At 69.2% G+C, this 18,134-nt stretch carries 14 protein-coding genes and 1 pseudogene; 11 read left to right on the forward strand and 4 right to left on the reverse strand.

All coding sequences use genetic code 11. The annotated features are described in order from the left end of the window. From ACAM49_RS31100 to ACAM49_RS31140, 9 genes and pseudogenes are all read left to right on the forward strand, one after another. Window positions 1-1,500: pseudogene (locus ACAM49_RS31100) on the forward strand (hypothetical protein); the annotation flags it as partial. A gap of 112 nt (window positions 1,501-1,612) precedes the next feature. Then, complete coding sequence (locus ACAM49_RS31105; RefSeq protein WP_369639122.1) at window positions 1,613-1,894, forward strand: hypothetical protein; 282 nt, start codon at window positions 1,613-1,615, stop codon at window positions 1,892-1,894. A gap of 12 nt (window positions 1,895-1,906) precedes the next feature. Further along, the gene (locus ACAM49_RS31110) at window positions 1,907-3,547 is read left to right on the forward strand and encodes a hypothetical protein (RefSeq protein ID WP_369639123.1); all 1,641 of its coding nucleotides are present in this window, start codon (window positions 1,907-1,909) and stop codon (window positions 3,545-3,547) included. A gap of 75 nt (window positions 3,548-3,622) precedes the next feature. Beyond that, window positions 3,623-5,413 carry a hypothetical protein gene (locus ACAM49_RS31115; RefSeq protein ID WP_369639124.1) on the forward strand — a complete coding sequence of 597 codons (1,791 nt, stop codon included), beginning with the start codon at window positions 3,623-3,625 and terminating at the stop codon, window positions 5,411-5,413. Then, entirely contained in the window at window positions 5,413-6,204 is a 792-nt protein-coding gene (locus ACAM49_RS31120) for an ESX secretion-associated protein EspG (protein ID WP_369639125.1), read from the forward strand. Before ACAM49_RS31115 ends, ACAM49_RS31120 begins: the two co-directional genes overlap by 1 nt. After that, window positions 6,201-6,539: a hypothetical protein gene (locus ACAM49_RS31125; RefSeq protein ID WP_369639126.1), complete on the forward strand. Its 339-nt coding sequence runs from the start codon at window positions 6,201-6,203 to the stop codon at window positions 6,537-6,539. Before ACAM49_RS31120 ends, ACAM49_RS31125 begins: the two co-directional genes overlap by 4 nt. 186 nt (window positions 6,540-6,725) lie before the next feature. Next, the gene (locus tag ACAM49_RS31130; protein WP_369639127.1) at window positions 6,726-7,043 is read left to right on the forward strand and encodes a type VII secretion target; all 318 of its coding nucleotides are present in this window, start codon (window positions 6,726-6,728) and stop codon (window positions 7,041-7,043) included. After that, window positions 7,040-8,314, forward strand: a complete 1,275-nt coding sequence (locus ACAM49_RS31135; protein WP_369639128.1) for a hypothetical protein — start codon at window positions 7,040-7,042, stop codon at window positions 8,312-8,314. The genes ACAM49_RS31130 and ACAM49_RS31135 overlap by 4 nt, the downstream gene beginning before the upstream one ends. A 77-nt stretch (window positions 8,315-8,391) precedes the next feature. Next, entirely contained in the window at window positions 8,392-8,709 is a 318-nt protein-coding gene (locus tag ACAM49_RS31140) for a PE domain-containing protein (RefSeq protein WP_369639129.1), read from the forward strand. A 27-nt stretch (window positions 8,710-8,736) separates the two neighbouring features. On the opposite strand, the gene ACAM49_RS31145 is transcribed toward ACAM49_RS31140, so the two are convergent. Continuing rightward, window positions 8,737-9,204 carry a hypothetical protein gene (locus ACAM49_RS31145; RefSeq protein ID WP_369639130.1) on the reverse strand — a complete coding sequence of 156 codons (468 nt, stop codon included), beginning with the start codon at window positions 9,202-9,204 and terminating at the stop codon, window positions 8,737-8,739. Window positions 9,205-9,244: 40 nt separating this feature from the next. Then, complete coding sequence (locus ACAM49_RS31150) at window positions 9,245-15,874, reverse strand: alpha/beta hydrolase (RefSeq protein ID WP_369639131.1); 6,630 nt, start codon at window positions 15,872-15,874, stop codon at window positions 9,245-9,247. Between the two features lie 181 nt (window positions 15,875-16,055). Between ACAM49_RS31150 and ACAM49_RS31155 the strand changes: the two genes are divergently transcribed. Continuing rightward, a complete protein-coding gene (locus ACAM49_RS31155; protein ID WP_369639132.1) occupies window positions 16,056-16,724 on the forward strand; it encodes a hypothetical protein in 669 nt (222 codons plus the stop codon). 42 nt (window positions 16,725-16,766) lie between these two features. On the opposite strand, the gene ACAM49_RS31160 is transcribed toward ACAM49_RS31155, so the two are convergent. Continuing rightward, window positions 16,767-17,285, reverse strand: a complete 519-nt coding sequence (locus ACAM49_RS31160; RefSeq protein WP_369639133.1) for a YbaB/EbfC family nucleoid-associated protein — start codon at window positions 17,283-17,285, stop codon at window positions 16,767-16,769. A gap of 9 nt (window positions 17,286-17,294) precedes the next feature. Beyond that, window positions 17,295-17,609, reverse strand: coding sequence for a WXG100 family type VII secretion target (locus ACAM49_RS31165; protein WP_369639134.1), 315 nt, complete (start codon window positions 17,607-17,609; stop codon window positions 17,295-17,297). A gap of 108 nt (window positions 17,610-17,717) precedes the next feature. Here ACAM49_RS31165 and ACAM49_RS31170 point away from each other — a divergent pair. Continuing rightward, window positions 17,718-18,134, forward strand: a 417-nt coding sequence (locus ACAM49_RS31170) for a hypothetical protein (protein ID WP_369639135.1), incomplete at its 3' end; no start/stop codon positions are given.

Below are 18,134 nucleotides of genomic sequence, written 5' to 3' on the forward strand. Positions count from 1 at the left end.
ACCCCGCCCCCTGCCACCTCGGTCTCCCCATCCCTGGGCCTCGATTCGCCAACCCGCAACGCACCAACCACCACCTCGCACGACCCGACCGCGGCATCGGACCCCGCAAAGCCGCAGTCCGACAACACCGCCCAGCCCCCAACCTCCGGCACCACCGACGTGCCCGCGAAGCCCGCGCAACCGGCTGTCGGCGGCGCCCCGTACCGCTACAACCCGAACTGGCGCTCGCACCTGCCGCTCGTGCCGCATCAATTCGATCCGGAGTTCCCCGACTACACCCCGAAGCCCTCGGAACAGGCTGCTCCCTGGACGCTGCCGTCGGAGCCCACGCCGCCCCACCAACCTCCGCAGCCGCCGGTGACTCCGACACCGCCGCATCAGTCGACGCCGCCGCATCAGTCGACGCCGCCGCAGGTGCCGGTTCCGCCGAATACGCCGCAGCCACCCCATATTCCGCAGCCGCCCCAGCAGCCGGGCATCCCGACTCCGCCCTGGCAGCCAACCCCACCGCAGATTCCGAATGTGCCGACACCGCCGCACATTCCGCAGCCCCCGCACATCCCGGGAGTGCCGCAGCTGCCGAATCCGCCGCAGTGGCCGCACCTGCCGAGCGATCCCGGGATGCCGCAGGTGCCGCACTTGCCGACGGATTCGGGGTGGCCGCAGCAGCCGGGTACAGCGCAGCAGCCCGGCTCGCAGCAGCCGGGAACGTCGCAATGGCCGTCGTATCCCGGTGCGCCGCAGCAGCCGTCGGACGCACCGCGCTGGCCTACCGATCCGGGGACGCCAGGGCAGCCTTCGAATCCTGATGCGCCGCAAGAGCCTGCGTATCCCGGGATGCCGCAGGGCCCCGGTGCTCCGGGGTGGGGGCATGTGCCCACGCAGCCGGGCGGGGTGCCGCAGGCTCCGTATTCGGTGGTGCCGCAGTGGCCGACGGATTCGGGCTCAGGGCATTCGGGGCAGACCTCGGCGTCGAACGGGGCGCAGCAGGGGTTCCCGGGTGGGGCTCCGATGATGCCGCCCGCGCCGGGGGCCGCTGGGAATGGTGGCGGGAATGGGAGTTCCCGTGGTAGCAGTAGGTTCCCGCGGGCTTCGGCGCGGCCTGCGTCGGATGGGCAGATTTATCTGCGGTCGCACTCCGGGTTCGGGGAGTATGCGCTGATGGATCCGGTGACGGGGCTGTTGAGTGCGGCTCCTGTTGGCACCGGCGCGCCGTCGGGTGTTTTCGATGATCTGGATGGCCTGCGTGTGGTCTTTTATCGCGATCCGGCGGCCGGGTTGGTGTTGCGGGTCGGGGATCACGTGGTCGAGGTGGATCGGATGGCGGCCGGGGCGTCGTGGGAGCGGATGGGCCGGGGTTTTCACCGGCTGGTGATCGGGCGGCCGGGTGATGTGTACTGCGAGCTGCGGTATAGCGAGCGTCCGGCGGACGCTGACCTGGGGTTGCTGATTCGGGATGTGCTGTCGGATCCGACCCGCCGGCTGGGGATCTTCGGATGATCTCCGGCGCGGCGGGCGTGTGTTCGCTGACTTTTACCGTTCCGGCAACCGCACGGACGCGCGCGGTATGTGATGCTGACAGTTGGTTTTCGGATCGATGAGGAGGTTGGACGTGCGCGGTGAGCGCCCGAGCGAGGAGCAGCTGCGGCGGAATTTCGACGCGATTCTGGCCGATGTGCTGGCCGGAGGCGGGGTGCGCTCCGCGTCCGGACTGGATTCGCCGACCGAGGACGCCCTGTGGGCGATCGCGAAGGCCTACCCGAACGTGCCCGACGACCTGGTGACCGCCGCCCGTGATTCCTTCGCCGGCCAGCTCGACGGCAGCAATGCCGCCCGCTGGCGCGCGGAACTGGAACGCAAGTTCGCCGAGCGCAAGTCCGCCTCCGACAGTTAGTGACGATTCCGCGTGACCGTTTCCCGCGAGTTCAGTGAAAACCGTTCCGGTGCGGCGGATTCCGCGCCACCTGCCGAATCCGCCCTGCCCGCACCCGATTTCGGTACCGAGGACGCCGCCTACGACGGCCCGGAGATCCATCCGCTGTCCGCGGTCCTGGGTGAGAGCCCGGCCTCCGAAACCCCCGACAACGCGGCGGAGCCCAGCCCCGACGTCGGCTTCAGCCTGTCCGCCGAGACGCCGGACGTCGGCTTCAGCCTGTCCGCCGAGGAACCGGACGTCCCCACCCGCGCCCGCCGCCTGGCCCACCGCATCGCCGCCGAGCTGCAAGAGCTGGCCCCCGAGGGCTGGCGTCGGGTGCGCGCCACCTTCGCCCTGGCCGGGCCGGGTCAGCGCGCCCAGATCGTGTATTCCGACGATGACCAGCGCCAGGCCCAGATCGCCCCGTCGGAGACGATCATGAACCTGGTCGCGTCCCACCGCGGCCTCTCCGCCGAACTCGGCGATCCCTGGTGGCGTCTGGAATTGGAGCTGACCGCCGAGGGCGCGCTCAATGTCGACCACGACTACGGCGACGAGCCCTTCCCCGACGATCAGCTGTTCTCTCCCCAGGAATATCTCGCCGACCTCGAAAGCTTCCCCCGCGACTCGCTGCCCACCTGGCTGGCCGCCTACGTCGGCCATGGCAACCGTCAGGCCCGCACCCCGCGGCAGGCGGCCGAGCAGGCCCGCGCCGATCGCGAATCCGGTTATCTGCCGGTCGTTTCCGAGGACGACTTCCCCGATTTCCCGCTGCTGTGGTCCCGCTGGGCCGCCATCGCGGCCGCCTTCGTGGCGGTCGGCTCGGACTGGGGCCCGCGCGTGCTGCCGTCCTTCGGCTGGTTCGAGGGTTCCCGCCGCTCCGGCTCCTCGCTCTACGAGCTGCCCGGCGGCCGCGCGGTGCTCTCCGGCGGCGTGTGGAACGCACCGGAACTCGAGGCCGCCTACAACGGCAAGGCCCCGCTGCCCCGCCTGTACGCGGGCGCGCCCGAATGGGTCGCGAACCCGGTGCTGAACACCCGGGCGGGCGGTGGCCTGCTCACCTTCTGCTACTGGTGGGAGCGCGGCCGCTGGTATCGCGGCGAATCCCCGTCGGCCGCGGACGTCGCGGTCGCGGTGCCCGGCATCTGGACCGCGGCCACCGTCACGGATGTGATCTGCGACCTGCTCGCCGAGCACCCGTCGGACGAACTGCGTTCGGCGGTCGCGAGTTTCGTCGACGCCGCACAGCGCCGCGATGTCACCCACGCCCATCTGGACGAAGTCTTCGGCGACACGGCCGATCTGGACGCCGTGCACTATCAGCTGGCCCTGGCGGGCGTGGCGCGGCTGGGCCCGGAGCCGATCCCGGCGGCCGAGGCGCTGGAGATCGTGCGCCACCACCTGCGCACCGAGGGCATCGACACCACCGCCTTCCCGCCGGATCGGCTACGCGCGGACCGCCTTTCGGTCGGATGGCTGGTATACCTGCCGGTGGAGCCGGACGAGATCGTCCTCGATCGCGCGCTCTACTACGTCGCCGATGACGGTGTGGTGGAACCCTCCACCTCGAGCACGCCGCCGTCGGCGTACCTGTCCGGTTTCGAACAGCGCTTCCGCCAACGACATTCATAGTGATCACGGTCGGCGGGTGGAGGAACGGTGGGCTCGGGCCTTATCGTCGAATGGCGCGCGGGTTAGGAGTGGGACGTGAGTACTGACAACGGCAACCCTTGGCCCGGACTCGCTCAGCAGGCGAGTGCGGGTTCTCTCGAGCTGGTCCCCGGTGCCGCCCGCGAGGGCGCGAAACTGGCGGCCATCGCGGCGAACGCGCTGGCGTACGCCAAGAGCTACCAGGAGATCCTGACCACCCATAAGGGCTTCAGTGACAACGGCCGACTGGACCAGATCCTGATTCTCAAGCGCCGCTTCAATGATCAGGGCCGTGCCCTCGGCGCCATCCTGGATCATTACATCGAGCTGGTGAACGCCATGGCCGACACCATGATTCAGGCCGACAAGACCTACGACGCCGCCGAAGAGGATGCGAAGACCAAGTTCGCGCGGCTGAAGAAGGAAGCCGACGCCGCCGACACCGACCCGGCCAAGCCTGCCCTGGCCCACGGCGAGATCCCCAAGCGGAGCGGTGATTCCGCTCCGCGTTTCGACCAGCACGAGAAGAGCAATCCGGACCTGTACAAGGTGGCGCACGAGCAGGGCCACTACGACGCGATCGATCCGGAGAACCCGTACGACCACAACGATCTGGACTGGTTCTACGAAGCCGGCCACGGCATGGAGCCGCAGGTGGTGGCCGACTTCGGCGCGACCTGGACGAAGGTCGCCGACAAGGTCGACAAGAGCTTCGACGCGCTGACCAAGGAGCTGCGCAAGATGGTGGACCACAAGCAGTGGTCCAGCGCCGGTGCGGACAGCGCCGTCGCCGCCGCGGACAACTTCAAGTCGCAGGCCGATGAGCTGACCTCCGGCATGCGCTCGATGGCGGCGAATCTGACCTACGTGTCGGGCTGGCTCGACAACACCAAGATCATGATGCCGCAGAGCAAGCCGACCGACTTCGACTACGAGCACTACGAGCGCATGGAGCGCATCATCAAGGCCGCGCAGCTCGCCTTCCACAACTGGTATGTGCCCGGTCTGATCGCCGCGAGCCAGGCCGTCCCGAGGCTCAGCGATCCGACCGCGAAGAAGCCCGAGCTGGATGGTCCGACCAGGCGGAACGATCAGAACGGCGGCAACAACGGCGGCAACAAGGGCGGCGGTCCGCAGCTTCGTTCGGCTCTGCAGCCCTTCCCGAACCAAACCGATCCGAATCAGAAGAATCCGAATCAGAAGAATCCCAACCAGACCAACCCCAACCAGACGCACCCGAACGGGACGGATCCCAACGGCGCCAACCCGAACGGCACCAATCCCAACGGCACCAATCCGAACGGGACGAATCCGAACGGCACCAACCCCAACGGCACCAACCCGAATTCGAACACGAGCGGCCAATCCAGCCAGGGCCTCTCGCAGCTGTCGAGCGCGCTGCAACAGGGCATGCAGGGCCTGAGCAGCCTGCAGAACACGAACCAGCAGAACAAGAAGCAGCAGGATCTGAAGGATCAGCTGAAGGATTCGCCGCTGGCCAGCCTGCTCAACGACCTGAAGAGCCCGGGCGGCGGTGGCCCGGGCGGCGGCCCCGGCGGTTCCCCGGCCAAACCCGTGGCGCTGCAACCGGCCAACTCCCGCCTGTTCCCGCGCGCGGCCGTCGCCGAGGGGATCGAGACGGCCACCGGTGTCGCGTCGCGCGCGGGTGTCGCCTCCGGCAGCGGCATGGGCATGGGCGGCGGTATGGGTGGCATGGGCCACGGCGGCGGTGCGCACGGTCAGGGCGGTAAGGAGCACAAGCGTCCCGAATTCCTGGATTCCACCGATCATCTGGACGAGGCGATGGGTACCGCGCCGATCGTGGCCAAGCCGGTGGTCGAGGGCTGATGTTGCGATCCTGGTCGTTCACCGATCTGGAATTCCTGGTGCTGTGGGAGGAACTGGGCGAGGAGCACCTGCCCGAGCCGCTGTTCTTCACCAGCCGCGCTCCGCTGTGGAGTGCCTTTCAGGACAGTAAGTTTCGCGCCCGCGACGGCGTGCGCGACCGCGATCCGGACCTCGCCGAGGTGCTGCGCGCCCTCCATACCCCCGAGGTGCGGGTGGAGATGCGCGGCTGGAACGGCATCGACTGGGCCGAGCCCGAGAGCAGCATTCGCGCGATCGGCGCGCGCTCCGGCGACGCCGCCTACCTGCTGGTCCAGCGGCCCGGCGAAACCATCAGGCACGCAGCCGGATTCACCATCACCGAGCTGTGGGCGAACCAGCTCGCCGAGGAGATGGTGCGCCTGCTGCCCGAGGCCCCGGCGGGCGGCGGGAGCGAGATCGTGCTCGCTGAGGCGGAGGATGTCGCCGCCACCGACTACGAGTTCGGCCTGTCCCCGGCGCACGAGACGCTAGAGGGCGGAGTGGTCGACCGCGCCGAGGAGTTCCTCGCCGCCCCCGCGTCCACCATGGGCACCATCGATGTGGTGCAGGGCCGTTCGCGTTTCGGTCCGCGCGGCATCACCCGCCATCGCCTGCGGTGGCGCGATCTCGCCGACGACGGCCGCTACCTGATCACCGCCGACCATCCGCCGCTGGCCCTGCCCGCCGACCGCCGCCGGGTGGTCGCCGAGGTGGAGCTGCGGATCGCCGAGGTGATCCTGGCCCTCACCGACGAATGGGAGATGAACCAGTGAGCGAGAACGACTTCCCGACCGAGTTCACGCTGTCCTCGCGCACCGGCTCGATCGTGGTCACCACCACGGAACAGGGCCTGCCCCGGGCGATTTCGGTGGAGCGCGATCAGCTGCGCGGTGATCCGGAGCTGCTGGCGGCCGATATCCTGCGCCTGTGCCGCCAGTCCGCGGCCCGCGCCGGGGTCGAGCGTCGCGCCCAGTTGCGCGCCGCCGGGCTGGCTCCGGAGCTGCTCGCGCTGACCGGTCTGCCGACCGCGGAGGAGGTGACCCAGCAGGAGTATGTCGAGGAGCAGGAGTACGAGACCGAGCCCGACAGCTGGCTGCGCCCGATCTGAGCCCCTCGGTGAGACATTGAGGCACTGAAATACGCAGTGTGCCAATCTCATCCGACACGCCCTCGATAACCTGCGGAATACTCGACGTTCACCCGACTGTTCGCAAGTTGGTGAAGTCTTCGCTATGCCCGGCGAATCACCGCTCTGTATAGTTCGATTCGAAATGATCTTCCTGATGGGGGTGTCATGAACCATCTCGTTGCCACACCGGATGCGATTCGCAGCTATGGCGACGCTTCGGCCGCCATGGCCAGCGCCGTCGCCGGCGCCGCCGCGGTCGACCAGGTCGCCACGGTCGCCGCACTGGTCCCGGTCTTCGGTCTGATCGGTCAGGACTTCCTGCTGAGTTACGCGGGCGCGCAGGGCAATCACCTGTCCTCGGTGGCCGAGCTGGCCGCCGTGCACGCGGGCACCGCGGTCACCGCCTACGAGTCGGCGGCGGCCTACGAGGCCACCGACGCGACCTCCGGCGTCGATTTCCTATCCCTGTCGCGGGACCTGTGAGTACGCCCTTCGACCAGGGATCGACCGGGGCCGTCCAGGCCACGCCGCTCGCGCAGGCCACACCGGAGGCGAGCGGCCAGTCGGTGGCGGATGTGCTGCGCGACACCGACTTCGCGCCGCTGCTGGCCAGCCCGGTCGGCGACGTCCTGCAGACCCTCGGCCTGCCCGCGCTGCCGCAGCTGCCCGCGGTGCCCCCGCTGCCGGACATGCCGCCGCTGCCCACCCTGGATCTGACCGCGCTCACCAAACCCCTCACCGATCTGGCCTCCGCCTTCGGCACCGGCAAGCTGGGCGAGGGCCTGGACGCCTCGCAGATGCTCTCGGGCATCTCGACCGCGCTGCAGCAGGTGATGACGATCGCCCAGTCGGCGATGTCGATGGCCAACTCGAACTCCTGGCAGGGCGACGGCGCCACCGGCGCGGCCGAGAAGGGCGCCGAGGCGCAGGCCAACGCGCTCGAGCTGGAAACCCAGAACGGACACCAGAAGACGGTGATGGCGGGTGCGGCCACCTCGGTGGCCACCGGCGCCGCGATGATGTCGGCGATCATCACCAAGTTCGTCACCGGCGTCACCATGGCCGCCCCGTTCATCGCCACCCCGCCCGGTCAGGCGTTCCTGCTGGCGCTGGCGACCGAGACGGGCGCGGAGGCGACCGCGACGGTGGCCAAGACCCGCACCGAGATGACCGTGCACAGTGCGAACATGACCGCCGCGGGCCACAAGGTGAAGGTCACCAACGCCCCCAAGGGCGTGGACTCGCTCTCGCAGGTCTCGCAGCTGCTGGGCCTGATCTCGCCGCTGAGCAGTGCGGCGAACACGGGCGTGCAGCAGTTGCAGTCGATCAGCCAGAAGTCGGATGTGGAGCCGGTGCCCGCCGCCGATCCCATTGCCGCGAAGGCGGATTCGTCCGTGCTCGGCGGCGGTGGCGGCGGCGGTGGTGGAGGTCTAGCGCCGCTGAGCGCACGGCCCGCGACCGCGGCCCCGGTCAGCCAGCTGTCCAATACCCGCGTCATGAGCGCGACCACCGCGCCGGTGCCCGTCGCGCCCGCCACGACGCCGGGGACCGGCGCAACGCCCATGGGCGGTGGCATGGTGCCGCCGCCGATGGGCGCCGCGGGCGCGGCCGCGCAGGCCGGTGACGCCGACGACGAGGTGCGCACGAACATGGTCACCGCCGAACACGGTGACGAGGTGGTGGGCGAATTGGGCTACACCGGCGTGCCGGTGGTCGGCGCGGTCGGCACCAACGGGCCGCGCCCGGCGCAATGATTGTGATCGAGAGCGCGGAAACCGGGTCGGTGGATGTCGCCGCGGCACGGTAGGATTCGCGCGGAAAGGGAGGGACGATGAGCGAATTCAACTTGGGCGGTGTGCGTTTCGACGCGGACACGGTACTGGCCGCCGCCGCCGACCTGGAGGCCCTGGCCGACCGGCTGGAAGCCGCGATCGGCGCGGACGGCCAAGCCCTGGCGGTGCCCGCCGCGGGCTCGGACAAGGTGTCGCTGGCCGCCGCCGACACCCTCACCGCGGTCGGCGCGTCCTTCGTCACCGAAAGCGGTGCCGGTGTGGACGAACTGCGCAAGCTGGCCGCCGTCGTGCGCGATCAGGCCACTACGTTCGGCCACGTCGAGACCAGCAACGCGGTGGACTTCACCAACCTCTGAAACGTCCGCGACCCCGGCCCGCCGCGATCACCGCGGTGCGGCCGGGTGCTCGATGCGCGCGGGCATCCGATCGTCGGTATCGCCGTCCTGATCGAACGGGGGAGTCGACCCGGCCAGGCTGAGGTACCCGTCGAGGCTCAGCATCAGTGCGAAGTCGAAGCCGTCGGGCGTGCGTGCGTACCCCGCGCGCGGCAGCCCGTCCTCGGTACTCGTCTCCCAGCCCAGCTGCTGCCAGGCTCCAATCACCAGATCGAAGTACCGATCCGAGGTCTCGGGCGTGCTGCCCAGCACCCAATAGCGGATGTCCAGGAATTTCAGCGGATCGTCGAGATCGCTGTCGTCCCAGGACATGGTGACTCCGCCGTGCATCACCGCCTTGGGCAGGTCCGGATGGCGCAGTGCCAGCGACACCTCGGCCGGCAGCACCCGCAGGATCGCGTCGAAGTGCCCGAGCAGTCCCGCGCGGGCGGCGGCCCTGGTTGTCACCGTCGGCATTCCGTCCTCGTTTCATCGATTGCATTCGGCGGCATGACCTTCAGTCCAGCAGATCCGGTCGGCCGACGATGATCCGGCCCAGGTTCCGGTAGGACCGGTGCCTGTCGCTGAAGTAGTTCTTGCCACCGTGATCGTCCGGGTTCCAACCCAGCCGCGTAGGGCTGGGCTGGGTCGCGGATTCGAAAACCCTGGCGCCGAACTCCGGATCGGTGGGTGCGGGCCCGTGAGTGGGCGGCATCATCACGAGCGAGTCGTATTCGGCCAGGGTGGCGAACACGTGATTCGGAGTCTCGGCCGGATCCACGCCGGTCAATCGCAGATCGCCGACCCCGTGGACCCCGGTGCCGAAGCTGCCGATGAAAACCAGTGCGTCGGTGTTCAGTTCATGTCCGTGCCCGGCGGCGTGTCCCGCTGTGACGGCACCGTAGGAATGCGCCAGCGTGGTGATATTCGCCGGGGGTCCCTGATGGGTGACGCGCAATCCGTCGTGGAACTCTCTGACCTTGGCGGCCCCGGCCTCGGCATGCCCGGAATGCATGGCTTGGATCAGTGAATTCGGGTTGTTGTAGGCGCCGAACAGAATGACCGAGGTCTCCGCGCCGGCATCGACCGCGAGGGCGGCCTGCCGCACTTGCGCCAGGGTCTCGAGTGCGTAGCCGACGCCGCTGCGCCGCCGGAACGCACCGGCGATCTCGACGACCACGTGCCGGGCGTGATCGGGATCGCCCAGGGCGTAGGCGTATTGGAGCTTCTCGTCCAGATATGACAGATGGACGGCCGGCTGTCCCTCCTCGATCGGCATGTCGAGGTACTTCTTCATGTCCTCGATAATGGCCAGCCGGTCCGCGTCCCCGTCCCGTACGGCCTGTTCGTGCAGCATGTCCAGGGTCTGCCGGTTGTAGTGGTCGCGGTCGACATGCGGTATGCCGTCGCGGTTTCCGATGAATGGGTCCGCCTCGTGCCAGGCGTCCTTCTCGGCGGGTGACAGACTCTGCCATGCCTCGTGCAACTGCTGCGGATCGGCCGGCAACCGGTGGTCCGGGTCGGTGGGCAGCCCGACATCCGGAATCGGCGTGTGATCCGGATATTCCTCCGTGCTGGGTGGCCACCGGAACCACCGTTCGCCGGTGCGGACGTCCTCGACCGTGTGATGGTCACCCAGGGGTCGTATCGTCGTCGCGGCCTCGGGTGTGGTTGCGTGCGTTGCCATTCCGTGCAGCTGGGCGAGATGCTCCGCCATCTCGGTGCGATAGACGATGTGGGTCTTCAGCACGGCCCCGTGGGTGGGGATGGAAAGGAAATCGAGCGCATCCGCGGCCCGGAGCTCGAGCCGGACCGTCTCGACGTGTTCGCGATCGGTCGCGGACAATTCGGTGTCGCGGCGGCCGACATCGGCGAGCAGTTCCTCGACCCGGTCGCGGGTATGCGGGGTCAGATGCTCGGCGATGATCTCGCGCCGTTGGGCGGCTCCCGGTGTGCCCTCGCGCAATCCGAGTTGCTCGACCAGCCGCAGCGCTTCGCGGCGGGTGGCGTCGTGGTCCTCACCCATCCGCTCCGACAGCTCGCGCAGTTGCCGGATGCGGCCGAGGTCGTGCGGGCTGGGCGTGGCATCGTGATCGATCGGACCGGGCCGCAGTATGCCCGGATCCGGGATGCGCGCCTGGTCGATGAGCCGCGCCAGATCCGGATCATGCCGGGCCAGTAGCCGTTCCACGGTCGGGGCGTGCTCGGCGTCGTGCAGCCCCAGGTGATACATCAGATCGTTGAGGTCGCGGCGCAACGGCGCCATGACGTGCGGCTTGGCCCGGGCCGCGACGCCCTCGCCGATCTCCTCGATCAGCACCCGGAGCTCGGCGAAGCGCCCGCCCAGGTGCGAGGTCATCTCCCCGGGCCGGTCGTCGACCCGCTCGGTGAGCACCCGATCGTCCATTTCGAGCCGGATCTCGGCCAGCTCGTGCGCGACCGCGCGCACGACGTCCTCGTCTCGGGCGTGCGGTGAGACCCGGATGTCGTATCCGGTGATGTCTCCGGATTCATTGGTGCGCCAGGTGAATTCCGCTACCGCATTGTCGCGGGTCGGCCCGACGTCCAGGGTGATGTCGATGGTGCGTCCGTCGTGCTCCAGCTCGAAACGGCTCTGGTCGTGGTTCCACGCCACGTCCTCGGGTTCGATGAGCGGCAGTTTGCCCTCGATCTTGTCGACCACCGATTCCCGGGTCAGCGGGTCCGCGTCGGCGGGCCGGGCGTCACCGCGGAACTCGCCGACCGGGCTCGCGGTGCCGTGCTCGGGATCGGTTTCGTGCGGGCGCGCAACGGATTCCGGCCCCGCGTGCTCGGGCGTCCCCGACGCGTGCGGCTCGTAGGAGATGGTCCAGCGATGCTCCGGCTGCGGCGGCGAATAGTCGGCCATCCGCTCGTGCGGCAGGTCGTTGCTGGATCCGGCGTCGATCGTGTAGTAGTAGTCGCCGTTTCCGGGCTGCTCGAAGTTCGTCCGCTCCACCAGCTCGAACGGATTGCCGCCGTCTGCGTCCTGGTAGTGCTTTTCCAGGGCCTCCCACAGCTTGGTGCCGAGAATGTGATGACGGCTGCCCGGGTCCCCGTCGATCTTGTCGGGCTTCATGTCCCACTGGACCTCGATGCGCCCGCCCGGCGCCATGATCTCCGAAAGATGCTCGGCGATGGCCCTATACGCCGCATCGGGGAGCTTGGCGCTGACATTGTTGATGAAGACGCGCGCGATGTCGCCGCCGAGCAGGTGGCCGTTGCCCAGCATGTCGCCGTAGACCATGACGGTGCCGGGCTCCATGAGCGGACCGGCGTCGAGAATGCCGAGATCACGGCGGCGCTGCCCGCCGATCGCGGCATCGGTGAGCTCGGTCTTGATGACCAGCCCGCCTCCGGCGCGGTCGGCGGCCGGGGTCATCTCGACGGCGAACGCACCGCGCCCGACACCGACGTCGATGGTGTGGCCGCCCGCCGCGGCGGCGGGTATCGAGGGCCGCGGCTGGGGTTCGATGGGCCGGTTGCGGTCGCCGAAACGGTACTGCTCCAACGGAAGCCGATGCTGTGGCTGCGGGCGGGACAGCACCTCGACGGTGTGCCGCCCGTCCACCGCGTCGTGCAGGATGACCGCGTACTCGGCATTGAGACCGTTCTCGGCCGCGGCGCGATTGGCCCGGTCGATGCCGTGCAGGAAGTCCGCGAGAGTGGTGTGCTCGCCGCCGATCTCCATGCGCCCGGTCGTGTGGTCGATGACACCGGTGATGCGGTCGGGCGCGGTCTCGAACGCGTCCGCGGCGGCGTGCATGTCCGCGAAACGGTCCGCGCCGAGCGCGTCGCGCGCCGCCTGCGGCATGCCGTCGTGGAAGGCGTCGATGGCCCGATGGATGGCCGCGGCCTGCTCGGGCCCGCGCAGCGTCGGATGGTTGATGGCCGCGTTGATCGGATCGATCGCCTTGAACAGGCCGGGCACCTGCTTCCGCGCGGGCTTGGCCTCGTCCTCGAAGAGCCGCTCGAACACTCGTCGCGAAAGTTCCTCGCGCATACGGCCGTTCAGCGCGTGCTCCTCGACCCGCACCAGATCGTCGACATGCGGGCCGGTCAGCAGTTCCCGCAGGCGATCGAGATGCTGCTCGGCCGCGTGTTGGAATTCCTCCTCGGTGAGATGCCGGTCGAAGGTCGGCCGTTCGGCGAGCACGCCCGCCCGTTCGAGCTCCAATCGGTGCGTGAGGAGCGGATCGTGTTCGGCCAGTAGCCGTTCCACGGTCGGAGCGTGCGCCGGATCGTGGAATCCGAGATGATTCATCAGATCGTGCAGATCGCGCCGCAGCCCGGGCAGCTCGTGCGCCGAGGCCGGATCCATGGTGGCGCGGTCGATATGGGCGGTGAGCGTGCGCAATTCGGCGAAGCGGCCGCCGAGCTGCGGAGTCAGTCGGGTCGGGCGGTCCTCGTGCAGGTCGTAGGGGATCGGGTCGTCCTGTGCGAGCCGGATCTCGGCGAGTTCGTGCGCGAGCGCCCGGACGACATCGTCGGTTCGGGCCTTGTTCGACACCCGCACATCGAAACCGTGTTCGCTGGGCACGAATTCGGCGACGTTCCGCTTGCCGGTGCCGGGGACCTCCGAGGTCTCACCGACTTCGATCCGCACGATGCGGCCGTCCGAGAGGACGAAGTGGCCCTTATCCGGATTCCATGACATCCCTTCGGGTGTCATGAGATGCAGGAAGTCCGCGATCTTCCCGTGCACCACTTGCAGCGTGAGATCGCCTTCGGGCCGCGCGGTTCCGTGGAAGTCGCCGACCGGGCCGGCCGCGGCGGGCTCGTAGGTGCGCTGGTCGGCTGGCCTGGCGGCCCGGTCCGCGGGCGGTGGCGTATCGACCGGAATCGCGACGAACCCCGGGGCGTCCGGGTGCTCGGTCGGCGTGCCCGCGCGATCGTGCGGCGAGCCGTTGTGGTCTCCGGGCGAATCATTGTGATCGGCGGGCAGTCCGGTGCGATCGTTGGCCGGAGCGACACCGGACCGGTCGACGCCGTCGTGCGGTGCGACGTCATGGTCGGTCGGCGTGCGCGGCGCATCTCCGGACAGGTTCAGGAAATCGTCCGGTCCGGCCGGTTCCGCGTGCAGTTGTTCGCGGTCGCCGGCGGTATCCGCTTCACTGCGATGCGCGGTCGGCTCGATGCCGGTGCGGTTCGCCTGCACCGGGGCCTCCGGCCGGGCGGCGCGGTCGGGTACCACTCCGGCGCGGGTGTCGGGGGCCTTGGGAGCGCCGCCGTCCGCCGGTCTGGGGGCCGTGCCGTCGGTAGGTCTGGGTGCACCGCTGTCGGTGGGTCGGGGTGCGCTGCCGTCCGCCGGGACGCGGGGTAGGTCGCGCGGCGTCGCGCCCGCCTTGGCAGGGTCGGCCGGAGCGCGCGTCTCGTGGGCGGGTGTGCTGTTGGGGTTCGCCGCGCCCTTGCCGGAATCACCGGCCGGGTGGGTGTTTCCGTCGGCCGAGTAGTTCACCACCGGGTTGGAATTCGTGTCCTTGACCGGGTCCGCGGTGCGCTCCGAGGTGGATTCCGGTGCGCGCGACTCCGTTCCGGTGTCGTGTGTCCGGCCGGTCGCATCCCGATCGGTCGTGGCGTCCCCGGCGCGATGCTCCGGGGCGCCGTGGGAGTCCGCCCGGGTGGAATCGCCGGTGGTTGTGTCCGCCGTGCGGTCACCGCTCACCGAGTGGGTGTCGGCGGAGCGATGCGAGGTGGAATCGGTTGTGCCGCCGGTGTCCTGCGCGTTCGCGTCAGGCCGCTCGCGCCTGCCGTCGGAGGTGAAGGTGTTGTTGTCCGAGCGTGTCGAGTCGCCGCGGTCCGTCGACTGGTCATGCCCATGGTCGACCGGCGCGGTGTCACCGGCCGTGGGAGCGCTGGTCGAGTGCATATGAGGTCCGCCGGGCTGCTGGCCGTCCCCGTTCTGCGGGGCTCCGGTCGAATCGCCCGTATTCCCCTGCTGCCCATTGCCGCCCGGGTCACCGATGGTGCCGTGCGGCTGCTCGGCGCGTGGATCACCGGTGGTGTCGTGCTGCGCGGCGGCCTTGGTATCGGCGGGACTCCCGTGCTGTCCGGTGCCGGGGTCGCCGGTCGTGTTGTGCCCGTTGCCATTGGTGTCGGCTCCGGGCGCGCGACCGTCCGTCGTCGTGCCCGGGTGGTCGAAGGTGGCGGGCCTGGTGCCGTTCTCGCCGGGGACGTGCGTGCTGCCGTCGCCGGTGTTTCGGCCCATCACGCCGTTGTGATTGGTCTCGCCGTTGTATCCGTGCAGTCCGCTGGGCCCGGCCCCGGCGAACGCGCCGCCGGTGAGGGAGCGCGGGTCGAAGTCCCACTGGCCGTTGACGAGTCCATTGCCGAGCCAGGCCGCCCCGGCGCCGGTGACGCCTGCGGTGCCGCCGGTGAGCATGCCGTTGAACGCGCCCTTCCAACCGCCCATATCGGTCGGGAGGGCGCGGTGCATGCCGAAGCCGGTCGCGCCGCCGACACCGCCGGAGAGTCCGGCGACCAACGAGTTCTTCCCGATCGCGGCGAGATCGAAGCCGTGCCCGTGGCCGTTCATGTTCTGGATGGACTGGACGAGCAGTTCCTGGGTGGCGGCCTGGACGGTGGAGATCACCGCGCCCTGGCCGATCTCGTAGATGAGCTTCGGCAGGATCTCCCGCAGCAGCGCACTGGTGATCCGGTTCGCGATGAGGCTTTCGATCCGCCGCACGAACATCTCGCCGAGCTCGCGGAACGCGGTGCGCGCCGCCGTGATGACAATGGCCTCGGACTCGGGTGCGAAGGGTCCGGTGGCCGCGGCCCAGGCCATTTCGGCCACCAGCCACGCGCCCGCGATATAGAAGTTGAGCTTGGCCGACTGCAACTGATCGCCGAATCCGTCGGCGGCCGTGGCCAGCTGGCGGTAGTTGTCGCCGAATTCCTTGACCGAGCCGTGCCCGGAGTCGTCCCCGTAGCGCAGCGGCTTCAGCCATTTGATGATCTCTTCGCCGCCGGTGCCGTCCGGATAGGCCTTGCCGAGCGCGCCGAGCAGGTGGTCGAGATCGGTCAGCAGATCATCGGCCTGTCCCGCAACCGATTCCAGGTCGCGGGCCATCTGCCACATGGTGTCTTCGTTGCCGTGCGGCCATTCGGAGCCCACCAACCAGCTCATCCATTCGAGCCACGATGGAAACTCCAGCGCCACAGGCCACCTCACGCCAGTCGGATCAGATCTTGGCGAGACCGACTGTGCCACAAGGTCGCAGGTGAACTCAACACGAACGCCGAATGAGTTGCCGGTGACCGGCCCGCATACGGGCGGCGGTGATAGGGTCCGGCGGGAAGGAGGAGGCATGGGCGACATCTCGGGCGCACGCGAGGAACTGGACCGGCTGGGCGCGGCCCTGCGCGCGCAACTGGTCGAACTCATCGCCGACCTCACCCCGGGAACCGACCTCGGCCTGCTGTTTCTCGACGAACCGACGGTCGCCGACTGGACCGAACCGCCCCGCTACCAGTATTCGGGCCTGATCCGCGGTGAGCGTCCCGCCACCGTCGCCGCCGCCGACATCGTCCGCCGCGCGACCGCCCTGCTCGACGCGGCGGGCTGGGAAACCGGTACGGCGCCCGACACCACCGGAGCGCGACCGGCGGTCGTGGTCACCGGTCACCGCGACGGCAACAGCATCGAAGTGCGGGTGGGCGAGCATACTTCGGCGGTCATGTTCAGCGGCCGCACCCCGGCGCTGGCATTGCGCGCTCCGCGCGAGTTCCGGCTGCCCGACCCAGTGCGCACTCCCGATACCGTCGAGACCGGTTTCGTTCTCTGCTACGAATGCGACGGTCTGGGCGCCTGCCCCGAATGCGGCGGCCGAGGCCGACTGTCCGACGGTCAGATGTGCCCCGAATGCCTTGGCGCCCGGGTCTGCCCGATCTGCCGGGGCGTGGGCCAGCTGCTCGTCTCCGGCCTGTCGGACTATCAGCGCACCCAGTATCCCGAATTGCGCGGGGCCCCCGAATAATTCACCAGCGGCCCGGCCGATTCACCAACGGGTCCGCAGTGTTCACCACCCGGAGTCGGTGGCTCCGCGATTCTCCTGCCCCTCGGTCCAGGCCTCGTAGCCGACGGCATTGCCGAAATCGGGTGTGGCCTCCCGTAGCTGGGACAGTCGTTCCCGCGAGCGCGGGGGAGCGAGGGAGGCGGGCTCGATCGTCGGCGCCTTGGATTCGAGATCCGGCAGGCCTTCGATCAGCTCCGAGAGCTTGGGCATGCGTGCGCGCTTGTCCCGCAACGGCTGCAACAGTTCCTGCCCCTGCCGGGCCACATCCTTGGCGGCCTGCTGGGCGGCGGTGGTCATGGCCTTGGCGATCTCTTCATAGGTGAGTTCGTCGACATTGGCGGAGAAGCGGGTGGCGATCACCACCCCGTCCGCGTTCACGGTGACATGCACGCGGCCGCCCCCGGCACTCGCGGTGGCGATGAGCTGGGTGCGCTTGCGCGACGCCTCGGCGATATCGCGCATCTGCGCCGTGAATCCCTCGAGGATGGCGGCCTTCGCGACTTCGCTGTTCTCCCGGGTCATTGCACCGGCCTAGGCGAAGGTGTCGTGGTTGCCGTGCTCCATCTTCTCGAGCCGTTCGGCCGACTTGGTCAGCCCGTTGTGCAGGTTGTCGAAGGAGGTGCCCAGGTTCTCGGTGCCGGTGGCCATGTTCTCGCTACTGGTCACGAAGCCCTTCGCGCCGTCGGCGAACTTGCCCCCGAAATCGTCGTCGCCCCACCCGGAGGAGCCCGGCGAGACCGCCGCGCGGGCATTGTCGGCCATCGATTGCAATCGCGCTTTGATATCCGCTGCGAACCCGGCGGCATCGCGCACCGCCTCCGGATGTACTTCTACTCTCCCGGCCATAAGATCGACTGTCCCACAACCGATCAGTGAACTCAACATGAACGAGACGTGGCGTGACGCGCCTGGCAAGATCGTTCGTGCACCGTCCGACCGGCCGAAGGAGCCTCCATGCCCGACACCCTCCCGCTGGCCAGAACCAATGCCGAGGCCCGCCTCTACCTCACCCTGCAACCCTGTCCGACCTGCGGCGAAACCCGCTGCCAATTCCGCAGCTCCGTCATCTCCGTCGACGGCGACCTGGCCAGCCGATACACCGGCGACTGCCCCTCGTGCGGCACCGCACGCGCCTACGAGTTCCGTTTGCCCGCCGAGATCCTCCCGCCGCCCGCGGACTCCGTGCGCTTCGGCCTGGACAACCCGTCCGAGCTGCTCGATCCCGGCGTCTGGCTCTGGTACTCCGACAACTGCATCCGCCAGGTCCCGCCCACCAGCACCGGTCTCGACGCCCGCGCCGAACGCGCCGCGCGCCACACCCTCGCCACCGCCCTGGCCGCCGTGGAGGAAGTCCTGAAATTCCTCCCGCCC

The organism is Nocardia sp. JMUB6875 (genome assembly GCF_041154655.1).
GTDB lineage: Bacteria > Actinomycetota > Actinomycetes > Mycobacteriales > Mycobacteriaceae > Nocardia.